This window comes from Amycolatopsis sp. WGS_07, from assembly GCF_045278895.1.
Taxonomy (GTDB): domain Bacteria; phylum Actinomycetota; class Actinomycetes; order Mycobacteriales; family Pseudonocardiaceae; genus Amycolatopsis.
Map to the genome: position 1 here is coordinate 984,431 of NZ_CP136053.1, position 20,050 is coordinate 1,004,480.

Consider the following 20,050-nt stretch of genomic DNA (forward strand, 5'->3'; position numbering starts at 1 on the left):
GTCAAGCAGTGTCCGCTACTTCCCCGGTCTGCGAGAGTGGACCCGTGACCGACGTCGTGCTGCCGCCGCGAATCCAGCCTGGGGACCGGGTCCGGCTCGTGTCCCCGGCCAGCTGGCCGACCGCCGAGATGCTCCAGGATTCCGTGCGGACGCTGGAAGACTGGGGGCTGACCGTCGAGGTCGGCAAGCACGCGCTCGACCGGCACGGGTTTCTGGCCGGGCTCGACGACGACCGGCTCGCCGATCTCAACGACGCCTACCGCGACCCCGGCGTGCGCGCGGTCATCGCGACTCGCGGCGGGGCCGGGGCGTACCGGATCGCCGACGGCATCGATTTCGCGGCCGTGCGCGCGGATCCCAAGCCGCTCATGGGGTTCAGCGACATCACCAACCTGCACCTCGCGCTGTGGCGGCACTGCCGAATCGCCGGGATCCACGGTTTCCTGGCCGGCGCGCGCTCCGCCGAATCGACCCGGCGGCTGTTGTTCGAGACCGAACCCACGACGCTGTACCGCGATCCGGAGGCACTCACGGCCGCGGTGAAGTTCCCGGGGAAGGCCACCGGGAACCTGGTCGGCGGGCATCTCGGCACAATCATCGGGTTCATCGGTGCCGGACTGCCCAGCCTCGACGGCGCGATCCTGTTCCTCGAAGCCCCGCGCGCGATCGGCCTCGGGCAGGTCGACCGGCAGCTGACGCACCTCATGCGGTCCGGTTCGCTGCGCGGTCTGCGCGGGGTCGCGCTCGGCCGGTTTCCCGGGTTCGAGGACTACGCCGACCGGGGCTGGACTGTGCTGGACGTGTTGCGCGATCGGCTGGGGGCGCTGGGCGTTCCGGTGGTCGGCGGCATTGATGTGGGGCACGGCGACTCGCCGCTGTCAGTACCGCTCGGGCCGGTCGCGGAGCTGGACGCGGACGCGGGCACGCTCGTCGCCGGACCCGCGGTCAGCTAGGAACGCCAGCTCAGGTGCCGGTAATGCAGGCCGTTCTTTGACTCCTGCCACTCCCCGACGGTGTCCGGTTCCCGGCCGATCTCCGGCGCGTAGACATCGCCCTCGAAGGACTCGCGGAGTTCGGTGACCTCGATCCGGTCGGCGAACGGCAGCGACTCCTCGTAGATCCGCGCGCCGCCCATCACCCACACGTCGCCGTCGGCGGCCGCAAACGCTTGCTCCAGGGAGGGGAAGGTCTCGGCACCCTCTTGCGGCGTGCGTGAGACCACCAGGTTGCGGCGTCCGGGCAGCGGCCGGGCCCGGTCCGGCAGCGACTCCCACGTACGCCGTCCCATCAGCACCGTCGCACCCGCGGTCACCGTGCGGAAGTGCTTCATGTCCTCCGGGATGTGCCACGGCAGGGCGTTGTCGCGGCCGATGACACGGTTCGCCGACTGCGCCCAAATGAGTCCGATCATCAGACGGCCACCGGAGCCTTGATGCCGGGGTGCGGGTCGTAGCCCTCGATCGCGATGTCCTCGTAGCGGTACTCGAAGAGGCTGTCCGCCGGCTTCAGGCTCAGCACCGGGAACGGCCGCGCATCCCGGGACAGCTGCTTGCGCACCTGGTCGACGTGGTTGTCGTAGATGTGGCAGTCGCCGCCGGTCCAGATGAAATCGCCGACGCCGAGGCCGACCTGGTCGGCGATCATGTGCGTCAGCAGGGCGTAGCTCGCGATGTTGAACGGAACGCCGAGGAACAGATCCGCGCTGCGCTGGTAGAGCTGGCAGGACAATTTGCCTTCGGCTACGTAGAACTGGAAGAACGCGTGGCACGGCGGCAGCGCCATCTGCGGGATCTCCCCGACGTTCCACGCCGACACGATGATCCGCCGCGAATCCGGGTTCTCCCGCAGGGTCCGCAGCACCTCGCTGATCTGGTCGACGTGCCCGCCGTCCGGGGTCGGCCACGACCGCCACTGCACGCCGTACACCGGGCCGAGGTCGCCGTCCGGAGCGGCCCATTCGTCCCAGATCGTGACGCCGTGGTCACGCAGCCAGTTCACGTTCGAGTCGCCGCGCAGGAACCACAGCAGTTCGTAGGCGATGGACCGGAAGTGCACCTTTTTCGTGGTGATCAGCGGGAATCCGTCCGCCAGCCGGTAGCGCAGCTGGTGCCCGAAAATCGACCGGGTGCCCGTACCGGTGCGGTCCCCCTTCTTGGCTCCGGTGTCGAGCACGTGCTGAAGCAGGTCTTCGTACTGCGTATCCGGCATGCCCGGATCGTAATCGAAACCGTGTTCCTGACGAGGCAGGCCTGCCCGTGTCAGCGGGATATCAGCCGCCGCGGTGACGCTGGTCGCACCACCACGGAGAGGGGATCCGAAGATGACCCGCCCACCCGGCCTGCCGCTCGACCGCGACGCGGGCCCGTTCGCGCCGCCGTCCGCCATCACCCGGTTGCGGGAGGACCGGCCGGTCAGCCCGCTGAAGTTCCCGGACGGGCACGACGGCTGGCTGGTCACCGGCTACGACGCGGTCCGCCAGGCGCTGGCCGACCCTCGGTTCAGCTCGCGCCAGGACCTCGGCCCGGTGCACGTGCCCTACGAAACGCCGAGCATGCCCGAGGCGCAGGAGAACCTCGAAGCCTCGCCGCAGGTGCCCGGCCTGTTCATCACGATGGACCCGCCGGACCAGACGCGGCTGCGCAAGAAGCTCACCGGCACGTTCACCGTCAACCGGATGAAGCGGCTCGAGGAGCACATCGCCGAGGTCGCCGAACGGCAGCTCGATCATCTGGCGGAGTGCCCGAAGCCGGTCGATCTGGTGACGGAATTCGCGCTTCCGGTGCCGTCGCTGGTGATCTGCGAAATGCTCGGCGTCCCGTACGCGGACCGGGACATGTTCCAGAAGAATTCCGCGCAATTCATGCAGCGGGACCAGTCGATCGAGGACAAAATGGCCGCCTGGACGGCGATCACGACGTATCTCGGCGAACTGGCGGCGAGCAAACGCGCGGAACCCGGTTCGGACATCCTGTCCGATCTTGCCCGCGACGACGACCTCAGCATCGAGGAACTGGTCGGCATCGGGTTCCTGCTGCTGCTCGCCGGGCACGAAACGACGGCGAACATGCTGGCGCTCGGCACTTTCGCGCTGCTGGAGAACCCCGAGCAGCTGGCCGCGCTGCGCGACGACCCGGACCTGATTCCCGGGGCCGTCGAGGAGTTGATGCGCTACCTCGCGGTGGTCGACATCGTCTTCCGTTACGCGTCCGAGGATCTCGAACTCGGCGGCGAGAAGATTCCCAAGGGATCGACTGTTCTCGTTTCGATGGCGGCCGCGAACCGCGATCCTGCGCATTTTCCGGACAGCGAAACCCTCGATGTCGAACGGAAGGCGCGCACGCATTTGTCGTTCGGCCACGGGGTGCACCAGTGTCTCGGGCAGCAGCTCGCCCGGATCGAAATGCGCGCCGGATTCGCCGGGCTGCTGCGCCGGTTCCCGACGCTCGCGCTCGCGATTCCGGCCGACGAGGTGCCGCTGCGGACCGGCATGAACATCTACGGCGTCCACGAGCTGCCGGTCACCTGGTAGCCGTCAACGTACCCGTTGACAAGTGGCTGCGTCAACGGGTACGTTGACGTTCATGGCCGACGACCCCGTGCAGGAGATGACCAGCCGCTACTTCCGGCAACGCCGGAACCCGTTTCTCGACGAACTGCTGCGCGCGGCCAGAAACGGGCACAGCGACGACCTGGACGCGGAAGACGCGGCGGACGCTCTGCACCTGGTCCCGGACGTCCGCCGGGATCTGGACCGGGCCGAGGTCACGCTGATCGAATCGGTCCTCGACCACGGCTGGACCTGGGAGCAGCTGGGCGCGGAGTACGGAAACCGGTCCAAACAGGCCATGCAGCAGCACTATCGGCGGCGCGGCGGCAAACGTTCCTGGCCAGCGGGGGAACGCCCGCCGCGCGCCGAATCCCCGCACCGGCTCTCCGACCAGGATCTTGACCCGGCGGACGTGGCGAACGTGCGCGAGGCGATCCGGGCCCTGCTCGCCACCGCACACGATGTCGCCGAGACACACACCGTCGACGGCGTGTGGCCCGCAGTCGACGCGCCACTCGAAGAAATCTCGGCGATCGGGCTGGATCCCTTGCCCCGGCTGGAAGTCGCGTGCCGCAAGGCGGCCGAGGCCATCGAAGGAATGGTCGTCGCGGGATGGGAACGCCGAGACCCGGGCCGGGAGGCCCGACGGCGGCAGTCGTGGACGGTGCGCCTTGAGGACGAGATGCGGGATATGGCGTCCTGGCTCGACCGGGAACCGCAGGGGCGGCTCATCCCGCGCGTCGACCGCCCGCTGCGAGTCGGGACGGCCACCGCCGAACGACCGGACCACCTCGAGATCGCCGCCGAGGACGTCGATCAGGTACAGGAGTCGATCGCCCTGACCCTCGACCGGCTCGAAGCACACCGTGCGGTCTTCGACCAGGTCATCGACGAACTGCGACGGCGACAGGCCGAACTGTCCTGAGCGAATTCACCGGGACTGGAGCCACTTGTCCCACGGTCGTTCTTTGTCCTTCGCGAACGGCACGTCGGAGAGCAGCCCGCGCGGGATGAGCACCAGCGCTTCACCGGCGAAGCTGACGCCGATCGCGAGCTGATACGGCCGCGCCTGTTCGTGCATGCCGGATTTCACTGCCAGCACGGTGAATCCGATCGACACGCCCACCCCGAGCACGAACAGCGCCAGACTCGACTTGCGGTAGCGCTGCCACAGTTCGCCTTTCTTCTCGTACAGCCGGACGGTCGCGCCGCGGGCCGCGCCGAAGGCGAGACCGATCAGGCAGCTGCCGGCGATCCACCACACGTCAGTGCTGGTCAGCCCCGGGAAGCCGACCACCCCCGCCACACCGATGGCGATCAGCACCACCGGCGGCGCGACCGTGTCGCGCCAGTTCAACGGCTCTCCGAGCATCCGGAACACCAGCATCACCACGACGCCGACGACCAAACCCGCAAGCACCCACCCGCTCACCATTCCCCCTTTCCCAGGGCCTCGTGAGTGGTGGGTTCTAACTGGTGCCACCACTCACGGCCCCCTCAGCCGACTCATCCACGGTGACGCCGGACCCGACCACCGCCTCGTGAGTGGCAATGCCAGTTCTCACTGGCACCAGCACTCACGGCCCCCACCCCACTCACCGCCCGACCCCTCCACAGCGACGCCGGGCCTGGCCAGCGCCTGACCGAACCTCGCCGCCCGGCCCTCCCGCCCCGCCACTCGTGAGTGCTGGCACCGGTTCCACCCGGCACCAGCACTCACCACCCCTATTTAGCACTCTCGTGCCAAATCCATCGTGGCACCATCGTGCTATAAACGCAACCATGCCGAAGATCGTGGTGCCGGAAGACCGGCGGAAGGCCGTCAGCGAGGCCGTGGTGCGGGTGGTCCGGCGCTCCGGCATCGAGGGCGCGACGCTGGGCAACGTGGCCAAGGAAGCAGGCCTTGCGATCGGCTCGATCCGGCACTACTTCGCCGACCACGAGGCGATGATGATCTTCACCATGGACCAGCTCGGCCGCCGGATCGGCGAGCGCGTCGCGGTTCGCGCGGAACGGCTGCTCGCCGCCGAGACCGATCGCCGGACCCTTGTCGAAGACCTGCTCGCCGAGTTCCTCCCGCTCGACGCCGAACGCCGGGACGAAGCCGTGGCCTGGCTGGCGTTCACCGTCGCCGCCCGCACGCGTCCGGCGTTTCGCGAAAGCGCCGACGCGCAGCACCAGTTCCTGCGCGACCTGATCACCCGGATCCTGCGCGAGGCCGTCGCGCTCGGCCGGCTTTCCGGGGAACTGGACCTGACCGTCGAGTCGGTCCGGCTGTCCGCGTTGCTCGACGGGCTGACCATGCAGGCGGTGCTGCACCCGGAATCGACGACGCCCGAACTGCTCCGGAGCGCGCTGCGGAACAGCCTTCCGTAACCCGGGTCCCTTGTGGACTAGCGCGATTCATCGCCTGTGAACGCGTTGTGAATATTGCGAATTACCCGCCGCCGCGAAGCGCGAAACCGCGGCGGTGCTAGTCGTTTCCCCGCGAACCCCGCTGTGAACGCTCACACCGCGTGCCGGGGCCGTTGCTCTGCGGGAACGGGCGAGCACACAGTGATGCTCGGCCGGGCCGACCCCGGCAAGCTCCCCTTCCCCGTCTGGCACAAGGAGATTCGATGAAATACCGACCCACCCGGCGGACCGTCCGGATTACGGTGGCGACCGGGGCGGCCGCGCTTGCCACGGCGCTGCTGCCGGGTGCCGCGCTGGCCCAGTCGACCGGCGACGCGAGCCAGCCGAACGGCCTCATCAAGACCGCCACGCACACCCAGGTGCGCGAGATCCAGCCGCTCGGCGCGCGTACCTCGCACGCGCTGCCCGTGTCGAAGCAGCTCGACTACAGCCAGCAGGTGCAGGAAAACGACCAGTGGTGCTGGGCCGCCGACGGCGCCAGCATCGAGCAATCGCAGGGCGGCTCCGCCTCGCAGGCCGATTTCTGCGCGGCGGGCAAGGGCGCGCCGGGCGGGTACTGCCCGAACGAGGGCGCCCAGATCTACGAGATCGTGCAGGGCTTCCAGGGCACCGGGTTCTCCGCGCAGGACGCGAACGGGCCGATCAGCTATTCGTCGATCCAGAACCAGGTCAACTCCGGAATCCTGAACCTGACCGGCATTTACTGGACCTCCGGCGGCGGCCACGCCGAGGTGATCTACGGATACGACAGCTCGAACCAGTCGCTGATGGTCGGCGACCCGTGGCCGAGCTACGAGCGGTACCAGACCTGGGATTACAACCAGTACCGCAGCAACGGCCAGTTCACCTGGAACGACACCATCGTCAACATCAAGAAGGGCTGACGAGCCGCCATGGGTGAGATCTGCCGGAAGTTCGCCGCCGGCGCGGCGATCGCGGTCGCGGCGCTCCTGTCCGCCGGTCCCGCCGAGGCCGCCGGGGCCTCGTGGGTCGCGCCGCCGTCGGAGCAGGACGTCGCGGCCGCGGTCAACGCCGCGGCCACGGCGCGCGCGATCAGTTTCGCCAAGTCGAACTTCCGGCAGGTCGGCCACGGCGATCCGGGGCGGATCACGCTGGAGCACAAGGGAATCCCGGTCTACACGCTCAATCCCGACTTCGTCACGGCGAAGCCGGGGGCCCCGGCCGGGATCCTGCGGGCGATCGCGGTGACCGCCACCTCCGCGACGGGGGCGAAAGCCACCCTCCGCGCCGCCCCGGACCACGCCGCGCCGGGCGGCTGGTCGGTCGGGAACGTGTTGTCCGGCAACGACGAGGAGCGGCTCAGCGCCCGGCTGCGCCCTGGTTCGGTGCTGCTGAACGAACCGCAGATCAACGGGTGGTACGACCTCGGCAAGGACGGCGTCGTGCTCCTGCAGGCCAGCCTTCCCCAGTCGCCGGTCGGCGAGTTCACGCCGCTCGACGGTTACCAGCACCAGGTGCACGAACGCTACGCCGACAAGCTGCCCGGTTCGGAGTACCAGCGCGGCGGCGGGATCGGCTTCAAACAGGCCGTCCAGCAGCGGGACACCGGACCGGCCGGTTCGCTGACCGTCGGGCTGATCGTGTTCGGCTCCGCCGTGGTGCTCGGCGCCGGGTTCCTGGCGTGGCGCTGGACGAAACGGCGGATCAATCCCAAATGAGATCGACCCCCGCGATGCCGACGCCGAGTTCCTCGAAGTAAGCGCTGACCGTGTTCCCCGGCCCGCAGAACAGCGGTTCGCGGACCAGCAGTTCCAGGTCCTCCCGGGGCCGGATCGTCCGCAGGCACCGCGCGGGCAGCGCGGCCGGGTCGAAGCGCAGCCGCAGCAGGTACGCCGACATGCGGGAGCGCACGATCCGGTGGAAGCTCGCCGGCCGGACCGAGGCGGCGGGACGCAGCGTGAACCCGAACGTGTGCGTCTCCCCCTCGGCGAGGCCGCGGTCGAAGAGCACCTCGAACACCATCCCCGCCGACCGCACGTTGCGCCGTACCCGCCCGACCCGGCAGCCGTCGACCGCGGCGATCTCGGTCGCGGTGACGTCGCTGCCGTCCTCGTCCTGGTGCGTCACCAGGAAACTGTCCTGCCCGGATCTTCGGGCCCGCACCACCATGGTCGACGAGATCTCCGCGGTGCGGCCTTGCGCGCCGAGCGTCAGCACGTCGACCACCGTCGCGACGTCGAGGTCCGCGTTCTCCTCGCCGCCGGGCATCCCGCCAAGCTCGTCACGCAGCGCGAACGTCTCGGCCCAGCTCTGCTGGAGTTCCGGCAGCGACGGGCGGCGGTCGGCGTCGGCGGTCCGGTGCGGCCCGATCAGCACCACCAGGCTGTCCGGCGGCAGGTTCAGCACCGACTCCAGAGCGCGCACGACATCGAGCGATCGGGGGGCGGACGGACTGCGCAAGCCGCGCTGCCAGTAACTCAGCGTGGACTCGGCGACCGAAACCCCGTGCGCGGCGAGGTGCGCGCGCAACCGGGAAAGGGACAGCCCGCGCCGCTCGACGGCCTCGGACAACGCGCGGTGAAACGGCCCGGACCGGACAGTTCGCGACGACCACCGGACCGCCAAGCTCTGTTGCTGCATCTGGCTTCCCCTGCTCGTGCGGAATAACTGTTCAGCATGAGCAGTTCGTGACCGGGCAACAACCGTCCATGGTCGAGAATCGGACATTTCACCCGGTTTGCGGAGTCTCAGCCGTCGCCGAGGTCTCGCCAGATGCCTGCCAGACAGCGCAGCTGCTCGTCGTCCAGCCGGTCGAAGAACAGCGTCCGCAGGTCCTCGTGGTGCCGGCGGCGGGCTTTGCGCATCAGCGCGCGGCCCTGCGCGGTCAACACCGCGTCGAAGCTGCGGGCGTCTACCTCCGATTGGCGGCGTTCGATCAACCCGCGGCTGACGAGCCGATCGGCCAGCCGGGTGAAGCCGCCAGTGGACATCAGGCGACGCTGAGCGAGGTCAGTCATCCGCATCCCGGCGTCGCCGACTTCGGCCAACAGGGCCAGCACGCTGTACTCCGCCATGCTCACGTTCAGCGGCGCGAGCCCCTCCGCGAGCGCGCGCCACAGCCGCTCGTGCGTGAAGAGGAATCCGCTCCACGCCTCCTGTTCCAGGTCCCGCAGCCCGTCGCTCGCCATGGCCAACACGGTAGCCGGGACCCGGCAAACGGGTGTCCGCGACCAGCTCCGGAATAGTTGCCTGCGCAGACAGGTTAATTCGGGCAGGCCCGGCCGCAGACCGCGGCCAGGTGCTGGAAAGGAGCACGGACCATGGCTGAATCACAGGCCAAGCGGCCGTTCGAACTCGGCATCCTGACGTTCGGCGAACTCACCAGGGACCCGGTTTCCGGGGCGCTCCCCTCGTCGCGGCAGCGGGTGCGCGAGACGATCGAGCAGGCGCAGCTCGCCGATCAGGTCGGGCTGGACGTCTTCGGCGTCGGGGAACACCACCGCAGCGATTTCGTCGGGTCCGCGCCCGCGATCCTGCTCGCCGCGGCGGCCGAGCGCACCGAACGGATCCGGCTGACCAGCTCGGTGACCGTGCTGAGTTCCGAGGATCCGGTGCGGGTGTGGGAGCAGTTCGCGACCATCGACCTGCTCTCCGGCGGCCGGGCCGAGATCATCGCCGGCCGCGGGTCGTACACCGAATCCTTCCCGCTCTTCGGCTACGACCTCGCCGACTACGCCGATCTCTTCCGCGAGAAGCTCGACCTCCTGCTGGCGATCCGCGAGGAGAACCCGTTGACCTGGAAGGGAAAGTTCCGCGCGCCGCTGATCGACGCCGACATCGCGCCGCGGGCGGACGCCCTGCCGGTCTGGGTCGGGGTCGGCGGGTCCCCGGCTTCAGCGGTCAGCACCGGACGACGCGGGCTGCCGATGGCGATGGCGTTGCTGCTGGGACCGTTGACCCAGCATGAGCAGACCGCCGCGCTTTACCGGGAGGCGGCGCGGGAAGCCGGACACGAACCGGGGCCGATCAGCGTCAACGTGCACGGTTATGTCGGGCGGACCAGCCAGGAAGCGCGCGAGACGATGTATCCCTACTTCGCGCAGGGCATGCGGGAGAACAACCATCAGCGCGGCGAGGGGATGATGATCTCCCGGTCGGCCTTTGAAGCGCAGGCCTCGCCTGGGTCGGGGCTGTTGGTGGGCAGTTCGGCGGAGCTGATCGAGAAACTGCTTGCCTACCACGAGGTTTACGGTCTGAATCGGGCGCTGATCCAGCTGGGTTTCGGCGGAATGCCGCAGAAGGAACACCTCGAAGCGATCGAACGGCTCGGCACCGAGGTCGCCCCGGTCGTGCGGCGCGAGGTCGCGGCGTGAGCGGGCTGCGGGTGGCCGTCGTCAACGGGAGCCCGAACCAGCCGTCCAAGACGATGGGGCTGGTGGACGTCATCCTGGAAACCCTCGGCGGGCTGACTCCCATCACGGTGTCCCGGATCGACGTATACCGGCTGGGGCTCGGCGGGACGATCGAGCGCTCGGAGGCACCGCCGGACGTCGAGACGGCGTTGCGGACCGCCGAGGAAGCCGACCTGCTGATCGCGGCGACACCGGTGTTCCGCGGTTCTTATCCCGGAATGTTCAAGCAGTTCTTCGATCTTGTCGACCAATACGCCCTCGTCGACAAGCCCGTGCTGCTGGCCGCTACCGGCGGCGGCGACCACCACGCACTGGTGCTGGAGCACGCGCTGCGGCCGTTGTTCGGGTTCTTCCAAGCACTGACGTTGCCGGTCGCGGTTTTCGCCTCGGCCGGGGATTTCGACGGTACTGTGCTGTTGAATCCGCGGGTGCACGGGAGAATCCAGATCGCGCTCGAATCCGCGGTCCGGTTCCTCCCGGCGGCTTGAGATGATTCACACCGCGAACTCGGGCTCCGCGAAGTAGGCCGTCGCGAACTCCGTGAGGCGTTGTGCCGCCGCGGAAAGGTACGAATCCGAGCGCTGGACCACCGTCAGGCTTCGATGGCAGCCCGGGGCGTCGAGCACCAGCGTGACCGCCGTTTCGTCCTTCGCGGCGGCGCGACGGGCAACCTCCGGCACGAAGCCGATTCCCAGCCCGGCCGAGATCAACTGGCCGGTCGCGCCGGGTTCGTCGCTCTCGCAGGCGTAGTTCGGCTCCAGGCCGGCCTCGGCGAAGAGCCGGTCGGCGAGGGAGCGCGGCCAGTAGCCGGGCCGGGTCGTCACGATGGGCTCGTTCGCGAGATCCGCCATCCGCACCCGTTTGCGCTTCGCCAGCCGATGCGTGCCGGGCACGGCCAGCAGCACCTCCTCGCGAAGCAGTTCGCGGGCCTGCAAACCGGGCAGCAGCAGCGGCTGCGACGCGAAGCACAGGTCGACCTCGCCCGCGCACAATTGCTGCGCCATGGTTTCCGCCGACGACTGGTACAGCCGGAGGTCGACGCCGGGGTGCTCCGCGCGGAAGGCGCTCATCAGGCCGGTGAGCGTGAGCAGGGTTTCCGACGCGACCGCTACCCGGCCGTGGTCCAGACCGGCCAGATCGACGAGTTCCTGACGGGCGTCGTCGAGTTCGCGCAAGGCTCGGTCGACGCGGCGCAGGAACGTGGTGCCGAAGTGGTTGAGCCGCAGCCCGCGCCCCGCGCGTTCGAACAGCGGCACGCCGAGGTCGGCTTCCAGCCGCGCGATCGCCCGGCTCAGCGACGGCTGCGCGATGTGCAGTTCGGCCGCCGCCTGGCTGAGGTGGCCGCGGTAGGCGACCGCCTGGAAGTAGCGCAGTTGCAGCAGGTCCATCTCATAGCCCCCAGGTCATGAGTATATGCCAATTTTGGTCTTGGACGGCATGAGAAGTTCAGCTTAGCGTCTGTTCGGGGGAAGACTTACGCGCACAAGGGGGAACGGTGGCCGAAGCGGCCCGAGCCGAGCACGGACGAGGGCGGACCTTGCTGGTGGTGATGCGGGCGTTCGTGACGGTGCACGCCGTCGCGATCCTGGGCCAGCCGGTGTTCGCCGGGCGGTATCTGATCGGCGATTACGACATGCTCGCGATGCACGAACTCGGCGCGAACATCGTGTCGACCGTCGCGCTGGCGCAACTCGTGCCAGCCGCGCTGTACTGGTGGCGCGGCGGCGTCCAGTGGCCGTTCTGGGCCAGCCTGCTGCTGGCCGGCGGCGAGACCGCGCAGTACTTCGCCGGTCAGGCCGGTGCGCTTGACCTGCACATCCCGCTCGGCGTCGCGCTGGTCGCGATCGCGCTCGGGGCATTGTTCGGCATCTGGCGGACCGGAGCGCGGCGATGAGCGGGATGTCCCGGCGGCGGTTTCTCGGGTTGGCCGGCGGTGCCGGAGTGGTGCTCACCGCCGGGTTCGTCACCCCGCGGTTGTTGCGGCCCGCTGCCGCCACCGGGGAGCTGTTGACCAGCGAAGTGCCGCTGCCACCGCCGTTTCAGGTCCCGCTGCCGATGCCGCCGGTGCTGAAACCGGTGACCCGCGAAGGCGGCGTCGACCGGTACGAGATCGTGCAACGCGCGAGCACCGCGGAAATCCTGCCGGGACTGCGCACGCCGATCTGGGGCTATCAAGGCACGTTCCCCGGTCCGACGATCGAGTCCCGCAGCGGCCGCACCACGATTGTCCGGCACCGCAACGAACTTCCGGTGCCGACGGTCGTGCACCTGCACGGCGGACGCACGCCTGCGGAGTCCGACGGTTACGCCACCGACCTCGTACTGCCCGCGGACGGCCGGTATCTGGCCAGCGCCGGGCACGGGCATTCGGGAATGGCCGATCCGGACGCCGTCGTCACCACGGGCAGCCGTGAGTACACGTATCCATTGCAGCAGAAGGCCGCGATGCTCTGGTACCACGACCACCGGATGGACTTCACCGGTCCGGCAGTCTACAGAGGACTCGCCGGACTGCACATCGTTCGCGACGACGAGGAAGACTCCCTGCCGCTGCCGCGTGGCGAGCGGGAACTGCCGTTGATGATCACCGACCGCGCGTTCGCCGAGGACGGTTCGATGCGGTATCCGTCGCTCGACCCTTCATTGCGGACAGTGCCCGGCGTCGAAGACGCTTACGCCGCAGGAGTTCTCGGCGACGTGCTTCTGGTGAACGGCGCGCCGTGGCCGGTCGCGGACGTGTCGGCGACCCGCTACCGGCTACGATTCCTCAACGGTTCCAACGCCCGCCGTTACGACCTCGCGCTCGATCCCCCGCCGCCGAGCGGACCCGCGTTCACGCAAATCGGCTCAGACCAAGGATTGCTCGACGCCCCGCGCGGCCACGAGCACCTGCCGATCGCGCCGGCCGAAAGGTACGACGTTGTGGTCGATTTCGGTGCCTATCCGGTTGGCACCGAGGTGACGCTGGTCAATCGCCTCGGCACCGGGACTACCGCGCAGGTGATGCGCTTTCGCGTCGCGCGCCGAGCGAAGGACGACAGCCGCATCCCGGCCAAACTGTCCGAAGTGGAGCGGCTCGACCGTGCACAAGCGACAGTGACGCGCGAGTTCGCGTTCCGAAGTGGACAGTTCAACGGACGGCACGGCTGGACCATCGGCGGCGAAGCCTTCACCCCGACCAAGATCGCCGCCCAGCCGAAGCTCGGCGACGTGGAGATCTGGCGATTCGTCGCGGATCTGCACCATCCGATCCACCTGCATCTGGTGCACTTCCAGGTGCTTTCCCGTGGCGGCAAGGCTCCCGCCCCGCACGACGTGGGCCGCAAGGACACTGTGGACCTTCAGCCCGGCGAGGCGGTCGAGGTGATCGCCCGGTTCGACGGGTATCGCGGACGGTACATGTTCCACTGCCACAACGCCGAGCACGAGGACATGGGGATGATGGCTACCTTCAAGACCGTCTAGGCGAGGCGCAGCCAAGACTTCGCGCGGCGGCCGGTCGCGAAGGCGCACACCAGCAACGGGAGCACCCAGTCCACTGAGACCAGGAAGAACCCGACCAGCGACGAACTGTCGACGGCAGTCGTGTCGAGCACCCGGGTGCCGTCGATCGGGACGAACGCGAAGACGAAGGCGACCACGACGACCAGCAGCCTGCTGCCCGCGCCCAGGAGAACAAGGGTCCGGCCGAGCGAGTTGCGCAGCGCCAGCAGCATCGCGCCGGCCAGGCAGCACACGCCGCAGAAGACCTGGCTGACCAGGCCGCCGAGCATGCTGGCCGACATGGTGCCGTCGTCCGCTGGCAGGTACATGGTGATGAGCGACAGTGCGTCGAGGGCGTCCCAGTCGTTGCCGGGGCGGATCGAGTGCACGGTGCCGGAGGGCCAGATCAGGAACACGGTCTCCCGTACGGCCGCCAGCAGCGCGAACCCGATCGAGAGCACCGTTCCCACTGGGATCCGCCTGGTCCGTTCGACTGTCTGTTCCGCCACCAGTGCCTCCTCCGTCACCAGAAGGCGGCCAAGATAGCGCAATGCGGGCGGGACCGGTCCCCGAACGCTCAACCGGACGAAGCACCCAGCCGATATCCGGCACCGGCGACCGTCTCGATTACCGGTGGCGATCCCAGCTTTCGGCGCAGCGTCATCACCGTGACCCGGACCGTGTTGGTGAACGGATCAGCGTGCTCGTCCCACGCTTTTTCCAGCAGTTGTTCCGCGCTCACCACCGTGCCGTCGGCGCGCATCAGCACCTCCAGCACCGCGAATTCCTTCGGCGACAATGGCAGGAACCGGCCATCCCGCGACGCCTGATGCCGCGGTAAGTCCAGGACCAGGCCGGCCGCTTCCAGTACCGGCGGCAGCGCCGGGCGGGCGCGGCGGGCCAGCGCGTGCACCCTCGCGACCAGTTCGGCGAACACGAACGGTTTGGTGAGGTAGTCGTCGGCGCCGAGGTTCAGGCCTTCGATGCGGTCGGTGACGTCGGCGGCCGAGGTGAGCATCAGGACGCGGGTCTCGCCGCCCGCCTCGACGATCGCGGCGCACACCTCGTCGCCGTGCACGGTCGGCAGGTCGCGGTCGAGGACGACGACGTCGTAGGAGTGCACGGCGACGCGTTCGAGGGCTTCGCCGCCGTCGTAGCAGACGTCCACCGCGATCGAATGGCGGCGCAGCCCCTCGGCGATCGAATCCGCCAGGAGCGGTTCGTCCTCGACAATCAATACCCGCATTCGATCATCATGCCCTGGACCAGGATAAAAGCGAGATAAGGATCAAGCGGGCAATCGCACCTCGACGGTCAACCCGCCGTTCGGATTTGCCCTTCCGGACACTTCCCCGCCGTGCGCGCGGGCAACGGAACGCACAATCGACAGTCCGAGTCCGGAGTGATCCGCGGCACCGGTGCGATCCGGTTTTCCCCGCCGGAACGGTTCGAACAGACCCGCCACCGCGTCATCGTCCACATTGCGCCCGGAATTGCGCACGCTGAGCGCGGGCGTCGCGCCGATCACGATCGACACCCAGCCGTCCGGGACGTTGTAGCTGATCGCGTTGCTCACCAGGTTCAGCACGAGCCGTTCGAGAAGCACGGCATCGCCGACGACAGTCCGCGCGCGCAGGCGGGTTTCGACGGTCACTCCGGCTTCTTTAGCTTGCGCGGCAGTGAGTTTCACGACCGAACGGACCACTTTGTCCAGTCGTACCGGCGTGCGTGCGCTGAGGCCGCGGTCGCTGCGCGCGAGGATGAGCAGACCCTCGATGAGCCGTTCGCTGCGTTCGTTGGTCTGCAGCAGATGCGTGCCCAGTTTGGTCAGCACCGGCCCGGCTTCAGGGTTCTCCAGCGCGACTTCGATCAGCGTACGTTGCACGGCGAGCGGCGTGCGTAACTCGTGGGAAGCGTTGGCTACAAAGCGTTTCTGGCTGTCGAACGAACCGGCGAGACGGTCCAGCATGCTGTCGAAAGTGTCGGCCAGTTCTTTCAGTTCGTCACTCGGGCCGTCGAGGTTGATTCGCTGGTCGAGCTTCCCGGCTTCGAGCCGTCGGGCGGTCGAGGTGATCGTGTGCAACGGACGCAGCGCGCGGCCGGCCATGAACCAGCCGAACAACACCGCCAATGCCGCGGTGATCACCAGCGCGATCGCGGACGCGACGAGCAAAGTGGACATGGTCGAACCGCGATAGTCGGTGACCACGGCCGAGGCCACCTGTTCCACCGGGGAAGGCGAGGTGCGCATCGGAATCGTCGTCGCGGCTTCCGCCGGGGCCCACTGGCCATTGGCGGGTATCGCCTGGCCGAGCCGCACCGAGGCGCCGTCGCCGAGGTACTGCGCCGGCCCGGGCAGCTCGTTGCTGACGACGACATAAGTCACCACCACCAGCACGATTCCGGCCAGCAGGAAGAACCCGCCGTACAGGGCGGTGAGCCGGGTCCGCACGGACAGCCGGAGCAGTCCCCGGCGCTTGTCGGCGCTGTTTTCGGCCAAGGGATCCTCCCGGTTCGCGGCTGCCGACAGTGTGTCCGCTACCGGCATAAGGAGAGGATAAACAAGATCGCTTAACGGGCCTGTATAGCCGCGTCGGTACTACTGGGGCCACCGGCGGGAGCCACCCGCCCGAGCGAAGGAGAATGCCGATGCGGAAAGCGCTTCTGGCGGCCGCCGGAATGACGCTGGCGCTGCTCACCGGGTGCTCGTCCGGGGACAACGCGCCGCAGGTGCCGTCGATCTCCAGCCCGAACGCGAGCCCGAAAGCGAATGCGGGACCGGGGGCCGCGGTCGGGAACAGCGATTCCGCGGCGGACCGGGACGCGATGCGCAAGTTCGCGAAATGCATGGGTATCGATACACCGGATCCCGGCGAGAACGAAGCCCCGACCATCAACTTCAGCAACGATCCCAAAAACCAGGCCGCGCTCGACGCCTGCAAAAAGCTCCTGCCGGGCGGCGGAGTCCCGAAGAAGCTGACCCCGGAGGAGCTGGACAAGGCACGCAAGGACGCCAAGTGCATGCGAGACCACGGCATCGACATGCCCGACCCCAGTGCCGACGGCGGCGCGCGGGCGATGCCGATGGAGGGCGACGGGACCAAAATGGAGGAAGCGATGAAGGCGTGCGGCATGGGGATGGCTCGCAAGTGACCAGAAAACGAGCACGCTGGTTCATCGCCGCCGGAGCGACGGTCGTCGTGATCGGCACAACGTCCGCGGTAGTGCTGACGCACGTCGCGTCCGGCGGCGAATCGGCCCCGGCGGCGAAACCGGTGTCGACCGCCGAAGTGACCAAATCGGACTTGAAGGAAGAGGAGAGCGCGACCGGAAAGCTGGGCTACGGCAAGGAAGCCACGTTAAGCGGCAAGAAGAACGGCACGGTGACCTGGCTTCCCGCACAGGGCGACGTGCTCGGCCGTGGCAAGACAGCGTACACAGTGGACGCCAAACCGGTGCCGTTGTTCTACGGAACTCTGCCGTTCTATCGCGCGCTGAACGACGGTGTCGACAAAGGACCGGACGTCAAGGAGCTTGAGGAGAATCTGAAAGCGCTGGGATACAGCGGTTTCGGCACGCCGGACGAGAAGTTCACCTCGGCGACCGCGTCCGCGCTCAAGCGGTGGCAGAAATCGCTCGGCCTGGAGCAGACCGGATCCTTCGATCCGGCGGACGTCCTGCTGGCCCCCGGTGAGATCCGGGTTTCGTCGGTGACCGGGCAGCTCGGCGGCCCCGGCGCGGGCGAGGTCTTCAAGTACACCGGCACGGCCCGCGTCGTGGAAGCCGAATTGGACGCGACCAAGCAGAGCGTAGCGGTCAAGGACGCCAAGGTTTCCGTCGCGTTGAACGGCCGCACGCTGACCGGCACTGTCACCGAGGTCGGCAATACCGCCGCGAAGGACAAGGAAGACAAGGGACAGGAGGACGGCAAGGCCAAGGTCACCGTCCAGATCCGGATGGACGACCCGGCCGCCACCGGCGACGTCATCGACGTTCCGGTCTCCGTTCAGTTCACCAAAGAGGTGCACAAGGACGTGCTGGTGGTCCCGGTTGGCGCCCTGGTCGCGCTCGCCGAAGGCGGGTATGCGGTCGAGGTCGACGAGCAGGGCAAGCGGCGGTTGGTCGGTGTCGAGACCGGGCTGTTCTCCGGCGGTCAGGTCGAGGTCAAGGCCGCCGGTCTGCACGCGGGCCAGAAGGTGGTGACCACGTCATGATCCCGGTGCTTGCTGCGTATGAGGTTTCGCGCACCTACGGCGGGAACGTGCCCGCGCTGCGCAAGGTGTCACTGTCCCTTTCGGACGGTGAAATGGTCGCGATCGTCGGGCCGTCCGGCTCGGGTAAATCCACCCTGCTGCAACTGATGGGCACGCTGGACCGGCCGACCGCAGGCCGGATCGAAATCCGCGGGCACGACGTCGCCCAGCTGTCTGACCGGAAGCTCGCCGCACTGCGCTCACGGTGGATCGGATTCGTGTTCCAGCAGTTCTTCCTCGACGACGGACTGTCCGCAGTGGACAACGTGTGCACCGGGCTGCTCTACAGCGGGGTCCCGAAACGGAAGCGGCGGGCGAAGGCGCTGATCGCGCTGGACCGCGTCGGGCTCGGGCACCGCGCCGGGCATCTGCCGGGCGAAATGTCCGGCGGCGAGCGGCAGCGGGTCGCGATCGCCCGTGCGGTCGTGAACACGCCGCCGATCCTGCTCGCCGACGAGCCAACCGGGAACCTCGACACCGGCAACGGCGCGGCGGTGCTCGCCCTGCTCTCCGAGCTGAACGCGGACCGCACGACCGTCGTGGTCATCACGCACGACCGGGAAATCGCCGCCGGGATGCCGCGCCGGATCGAAATCCTGGACGGGGCGCTGCGCGTCGACACCGGCGCGGCGGGAGCGCTCCGGTGACCGCGCCCGCCCCGGTGGCCCCGCCGGATCCGAACCGGCTGGGCCCCGTCGATCTGGTTTCCCTTGGCGCGCATGGCATGCGGACCCGGCCGATGCGGGCGATGCTGTCCGCGCTCGGCATCGCGATCGGCGTCGCGGCGATGGTCGCGGTGCTGGCCATCCCGGCGTCCGCGGACCAGGCGTTACAGGACAAGCTCGCCGCGATGGGCACCAACCTGCTGCGCGCGGAGGCCGGTCAGACGTTGCTGGGCGGTTCGGCCAAGCTGCCGGACTCGGCGGTCCCGATGGTGCGGCGGATCGCGCCGGTCGAGGGTGCGGTGGAGGTCGGCAAGGTCAGCGCCAAGGTGTACCGCAACGACCGGATGGACAAGGGCGACTCCGCGGGCGTTTCGGTCTTCGCCGCGCGGCCGGACCTGTTGCCGGTGCTCGGCGGAACGGTGCGGGCCGGGACGTTCCTCACCGCAGCGAACCAGCGGTTCCCGTCTGTCGTCCTCGGCTCGGAAGCGGCGTCGCGGCTCGGGATCGACCACCTCGATCCGGCGCGGCCGCCACAGATCCTGATCGGCTCGTCGTGGTTCAGCGTCGTCGGGATCCTCGCCCCGATGCCGCTCGCCCCGGAGGTCGAACGGTCGGTACTGATCGGCTGGGACGTCGCCAAGCAGGTCTTCGGCTTCGACGGCCATCCGAGCACGGTGTACCTGCGGGCGCGGGAATCGCAGGTCGACGCGGTGCGTTCGGTGCTCGCCGCGACGATCAACCCGGCCGCGCCGAACGAGGTGGCCGTCGACCGGCCCTCCGACGCGCTCGCCGCGCAGCAGCTGACGAAGAACACCTACGGCGCGCTGTTCCTCGGTCTCGGCGGGGTGGCACTGCTGGTCGGCGGCGTCGGCGTGGCGAACACGATGGTGATCTCGGTGCTGGAACGCCGGCGTGAGATCGGGCTGCGCCGCGCGCTCGGCGCGACGCGAGGCCAGATTCGCGGGCAGTTCCTCGCCGAATCGGTGCTGCTGTCTGGATTGGGCGGGCTGGTCGGGGTGGTGCTCGGCGTCGGCGCGACCGCGGGCTACGCGCTCAGCCAGGGCTGGCCCGCGGTCCTGCCGCCGGTCGCACTGGTGGGCGGGGTGGCGATTTCGGCCGCAGTGGGGGCGATCGCCGGGGCGTATCCGGCGATGCGGGCCGCGCGACTCCCGCCCGCGCAGGCGCTGGCCTGAGCCCTCGGGCGGCCCGTACGGCCGGGCCGCCCGAACGCCACCCGTTCGTGCGGGCAACACTTAACACTGGACCCGCGTCTAGTGCTATGGTTCAACTACGGTTACAAGTACTAACGTTCAA

At 68.7% G+C, this 20,050-nt stretch carries 23 protein-coding genes; 14 read left to right on the forward strand and 9 right to left on the reverse strand.

Features of this window, described 5'->3' with window-relative positions:
• Window positions 1-44 precede the first annotated feature (44 nt).
• Window positions 45-953, forward strand: coding sequence for an LD-carboxypeptidase (locus tag RPX00_RS04455; protein ID WP_406637716.1), 909 nt, complete (start codon window positions 45-47; stop codon window positions 951-953).
• On the opposite strand, the gene RPX00_RS04460 is transcribed toward RPX00_RS04455, so the two are convergent.
• Together RPX00_RS04460 and RPX00_RS04465 are read right to left on the reverse strand one after the other, a co-directional pair.
• Entirely contained in the window at window positions 950-1,411 is a 462-nt protein-coding gene (locus RPX00_RS04460; RefSeq protein WP_406637718.1) for a dihydrofolate reductase, read from the reverse strand. The genes RPX00_RS04455 and RPX00_RS04460 overlap by 4 nt on opposite strands.
• Complete coding sequence (locus tag RPX00_RS04465) at window positions 1,411-2,208, reverse strand: thymidylate synthase (RefSeq protein WP_406637720.1); 798 nt, start codon at window positions 2,206-2,208, stop codon at window positions 1,411-1,413. Before RPX00_RS04465 ends, RPX00_RS04460 begins: the two co-directional genes overlap by 1 nt.
• 112 nt (window positions 2,209-2,320) lie before the next feature.
• Here RPX00_RS04465 and RPX00_RS04470 point away from each other — a divergent pair, with 112 nt between their 5' ends.
• Together RPX00_RS04470 and RPX00_RS04475 are read left to right on the forward strand one after the other, a co-directional pair.
• Window positions 2,321-3,529, forward strand: a complete 1,209-nt coding sequence (locus tag RPX00_RS04470) for a cytochrome P450 (RefSeq protein WP_406637722.1) — start codon at window positions 2,321-2,323, stop codon at window positions 3,527-3,529.
• Window positions 3,530-3,581: 52 nt separating this feature from the next.
• Window positions 3,582-4,472: a hypothetical protein gene (locus tag RPX00_RS04475; protein ID WP_406637724.1), complete on the forward strand. Its 891-nt coding sequence runs from the start codon at window positions 3,582-3,584 to the stop codon at window positions 4,470-4,472.
• A gap of 6 nt (window positions 4,473-4,478) precedes the next feature.
• Here RPX00_RS04475 and RPX00_RS04480 read toward each other — a convergent pair whose 3' ends face one another.
• On the reverse strand, window positions 4,479-4,979 hold the full coding sequence (locus RPX00_RS04480) for a DUF1453 domain-containing protein (protein ID WP_406637725.1): 501 nt from the start codon (window positions 4,977-4,979) through the stop codon (window positions 4,479-4,481).
• A 350-nt stretch (window positions 4,980-5,329) separates the two neighbouring features.
• On the opposite strand from RPX00_RS04480, the gene RPX00_RS04485 reads away from it, so the two are divergent.
• The 3 genes from RPX00_RS04485 (at window position 5,330) to RPX00_RS04495 (ending at window position 7,641) form a co-directional block, all read left to right on the forward strand.
• On the forward strand, window positions 5,330-5,923 hold the full coding sequence (locus RPX00_RS04485; protein WP_406637727.1) for a TetR/AcrR family transcriptional regulator: 594 nt from the start codon (window positions 5,330-5,332) through the stop codon (window positions 5,921-5,923).
• A gap of 242 nt (window positions 5,924-6,165) precedes the next feature.
• Window positions 6,166-6,846: a papain-like cysteine protease family protein gene (locus RPX00_RS04490; RefSeq protein ID WP_406637729.1), complete on the forward strand. Its 681-nt coding sequence runs from the start codon at window positions 6,166-6,168 to the stop codon at window positions 6,844-6,846.
• Window positions 6,847-6,855: 9 nt separating this feature from the next.
• Window positions 6,856-7,641, forward strand: a complete 786-nt coding sequence (locus tag RPX00_RS04495; protein WP_406637731.1) for a hypothetical protein — start codon at window positions 6,856-6,858, stop codon at window positions 7,639-7,641.
• Here the strand turns inward: RPX00_RS04495 and RPX00_RS04500 are convergent.
• Both RPX00_RS04500 and RPX00_RS04505 read right to left on the reverse strand, forming a co-directional pair.
• Entirely contained in the window at window positions 7,628-8,563 is a 936-nt protein-coding gene (locus tag RPX00_RS04500; RefSeq protein ID WP_406637733.1) for a multiprotein-bridging factor 1 family protein, read from the reverse strand. The genes RPX00_RS04495 and RPX00_RS04500 overlap by 14 nt on opposite strands.
• A 107-nt stretch (window positions 8,564-8,670) precedes the next feature.
• Complete coding sequence (locus tag RPX00_RS04505; protein ID WP_406637735.1) at window positions 8,671-9,111, reverse strand: MarR family winged helix-turn-helix transcriptional regulator; 441 nt, start codon at window positions 9,109-9,111, stop codon at window positions 8,671-8,673.
• Between the two features lie 132 nt (window positions 9,112-9,243).
• On the opposite strand from RPX00_RS04505, the gene RPX00_RS04510 reads away from it, so the two are divergent.
• On the forward strand, window positions 9,244-10,296 hold the full coding sequence (locus RPX00_RS04510; RefSeq protein ID WP_406637737.1) for an LLM class flavin-dependent oxidoreductase: 1,053 nt from the start codon (window positions 9,244-9,246) through the stop codon (window positions 10,294-10,296).
• Complete coding sequence (locus RPX00_RS04515) at window positions 10,293-10,823, forward strand: NAD(P)H-dependent oxidoreductase (RefSeq protein ID WP_406637739.1); 531 nt, start codon at window positions 10,293-10,295, stop codon at window positions 10,821-10,823. The genes RPX00_RS04510 and RPX00_RS04515 overlap by 4 nt, the downstream gene beginning before the upstream one ends.
• A 6-nt stretch (window positions 10,824-10,829) precedes the next feature.
• On the opposite strand, the gene RPX00_RS04520 is transcribed toward RPX00_RS04515, so the two are convergent.
• Window positions 10,830-11,723 carry a LysR family transcriptional regulator gene (locus tag RPX00_RS04520; protein ID WP_406637741.1) on the reverse strand — a complete coding sequence of 298 codons (894 nt, stop codon included), beginning with the start codon at window positions 11,721-11,723 and terminating at the stop codon, window positions 10,830-10,832.
• 107 nt (window positions 11,724-11,830) lie between these two features.
• Between RPX00_RS04520 and RPX00_RS04525 the strand changes: the two genes are divergently transcribed.
• Together RPX00_RS04525 and RPX00_RS04530 are read left to right on the forward strand one after the other, a co-directional pair.
• The gene (locus tag RPX00_RS04525; protein WP_406637743.1) at window positions 11,831-12,229 is read left to right on the forward strand and encodes a hypothetical protein; all 399 of its coding nucleotides are present in this window, start codon (window positions 11,831-11,833) and stop codon (window positions 12,227-12,229) included.
• The gene (locus tag RPX00_RS04530) at window positions 12,226-13,800 is read left to right on the forward strand and encodes a multicopper oxidase family protein (protein ID WP_406637745.1); all 1,575 of its coding nucleotides are present in this window, start codon (window positions 12,226-12,228) and stop codon (window positions 13,798-13,800) included. Before RPX00_RS04525 ends, RPX00_RS04530 begins: the two co-directional genes overlap by 4 nt.
• Here RPX00_RS04530 and RPX00_RS04535 read toward each other — a convergent pair.
• The 3 genes from RPX00_RS04535 to RPX00_RS04545 form a co-directional block, all read right to left on the reverse strand.
• Window positions 13,797-14,327 carry a hypothetical protein gene (locus tag RPX00_RS04535; protein WP_406637747.1) on the reverse strand — a complete coding sequence of 177 codons (531 nt, stop codon included), beginning with the start codon at window positions 14,325-14,327 and terminating at the stop codon, window positions 13,797-13,799. The two genes, RPX00_RS04530 and RPX00_RS04535, sit on opposite strands and share 4 nt — an antisense overlap.
• Window positions 14,328-14,395: 68 nt before the next feature.
• Complete coding sequence (locus tag RPX00_RS04540; protein WP_406637749.1) at window positions 14,396-15,064, reverse strand: response regulator transcription factor; 669 nt, start codon at window positions 15,062-15,064, stop codon at window positions 14,396-14,398.
• 42 nt (window positions 15,065-15,106) lie between these two features.
• Window positions 15,107-16,285 (reverse strand): sensor histidine kinase, encoded by a 1,179-nt coding sequence (locus tag RPX00_RS04545; RefSeq protein WP_406642762.1) that lies wholly within the window; start codon window positions 16,283-16,285, stop codon window positions 15,107-15,109.
• Between the two features lie 182 nt (window positions 16,286-16,467).
• Between RPX00_RS04545 and RPX00_RS04550 the strand changes: the two genes are divergently transcribed.
• The 4 genes from RPX00_RS04550 (at window position 16,468) to RPX00_RS04565 (ending at window position 19,929) form a co-directional block, all read left to right on the forward strand.
• Window positions 16,468-16,971 carry a hypothetical protein gene (locus RPX00_RS04550; protein ID WP_406637751.1) on the forward strand — a complete coding sequence of 168 codons (504 nt, stop codon included), beginning with the start codon at window positions 16,468-16,470 and terminating at the stop codon, window positions 16,969-16,971.
• Complete coding sequence (locus RPX00_RS04555) at window positions 16,968-18,032, forward strand: peptidoglycan-binding protein (protein ID WP_406637753.1); 1,065 nt, start codon at window positions 16,968-16,970, stop codon at window positions 18,030-18,032. Before RPX00_RS04550 ends, RPX00_RS04555 begins: the two co-directional genes overlap by 4 nt.
• Window positions 18,029-18,718: an ABC transporter ATP-binding protein gene (locus RPX00_RS04560; protein WP_406637755.1), complete on the forward strand. Its 690-nt coding sequence runs from the start codon at window positions 18,029-18,031 to the stop codon at window positions 18,716-18,718. Before RPX00_RS04555 ends, RPX00_RS04560 begins: the two co-directional genes overlap by 4 nt.
• Before the next feature lie 77 nt (window positions 18,719-18,795).
• Window positions 18,796-19,929: an ABC transporter permease gene (locus RPX00_RS04565; protein WP_406642764.1), complete on the forward strand. Its 1,134-nt coding sequence runs from the start codon at window positions 18,796-18,798 to the stop codon at window positions 19,927-19,929.
• The last annotated feature ends 121 nt before the right edge of the window (window positions 19,930-20,050 follow it).

Bases quoted from the DNA above. Each gene is read 5' to 3' on its own strand.
- RPX00_RS04460 (WP_406637718.1), bottom strand. From the start codon at position 1,411: ATGATCGGACTCATTTGGGCGCAGTCGGCGAACCGTGTCATCGGCCGC.
- RPX00_RS04465 (WP_406637720.1), bottom strand. From the start codon at position 2,208: ATGCCGGATACGCAGTACGAAGACCTGCTTCAGCACGTGCTCGACACC.
- RPX00_RS04470 (WP_406637722.1), top strand. From the start codon at position 2,321: ATGACCCGCCCACCCGGCCTGCCGCTCGACCGCGACGCGGGCCCGTTC.
- RPX00_RS04475 (WP_406637724.1), top strand. From the start codon at position 3,582: ATGGCCGACGACCCCGTGCAGGAGATGACCAGCCGCTACTTCCGGCAA.
- RPX00_RS04485 (WP_406637727.1), top strand. From the start codon at position 5,330: ATGCCGAAGATCGTGGTGCCGGAAGACCGGCGGAAGGCCGTCAGCGAG.
- RPX00_RS04490 (WP_406637729.1), top strand. From the start codon at position 6,166: ATGAAATACCGACCCACCCGGCGGACCGTCCGGATTACGGTGGCGACC.
- RPX00_RS04495 (WP_406637731.1), top strand. From the start codon at position 6,856: ATGGGTGAGATCTGCCGGAAGTTCGCCGCCGGCGCGGCGATCGCGGTC.
- RPX00_RS04500 (WP_406637733.1), bottom strand. From the start codon at position 8,563: ATGCAGCAACAGAGCTTGGCGGTCCGGTGGTCGTCGCGAACTGTCCGG.
- RPX00_RS04505 (WP_406637735.1), bottom strand. From the start codon at position 9,111: ATGGCGAGCGACGGGCTGCGGGACCTGGAACAGGAGGCGTGGAGCGGA.
- RPX00_RS04510 (WP_406637737.1), top strand. From the start codon at position 9,244: ATGGCTGAATCACAGGCCAAGCGGCCGTTCGAACTCGGCATCCTGACG.
- RPX00_RS04520 (WP_406637741.1), bottom strand. From the start codon at position 11,723: ATGGACCTGCTGCAACTGCGCTACTTCCAGGCGGTCGCCTACCGCGGC.
- RPX00_RS04530 (WP_406637745.1), top strand. From the start codon at position 12,226: ATGAGCGGGATGTCCCGGCGGCGGTTTCTCGGGTTGGCCGGCGGTGCC.
- RPX00_RS04540 (WP_406637749.1), bottom strand. From the start codon at position 15,064: ATGCGGGTATTGATTGTCGAGGACGAACCGCTCCTGGCGGATTCGATC.
- RPX00_RS04550 (WP_406637751.1), top strand. From the start codon at position 16,468: ATGCGGAAAGCGCTTCTGGCGGCCGCCGGAATGACGCTGGCGCTGCTC.
- RPX00_RS04560 (WP_406637755.1), top strand. From the start codon at position 18,029: ATGATCCCGGTGCTTGCTGCGTATGAGGTTTCGCGCACCTACGGCGGG.
- RPX00_RS04565 (WP_406642764.1), top strand. From the start codon at position 18,796: ATGCGGACCCGGCCGATGCGGGCGATGCTGTCCGCGCTCGGCATCGCG.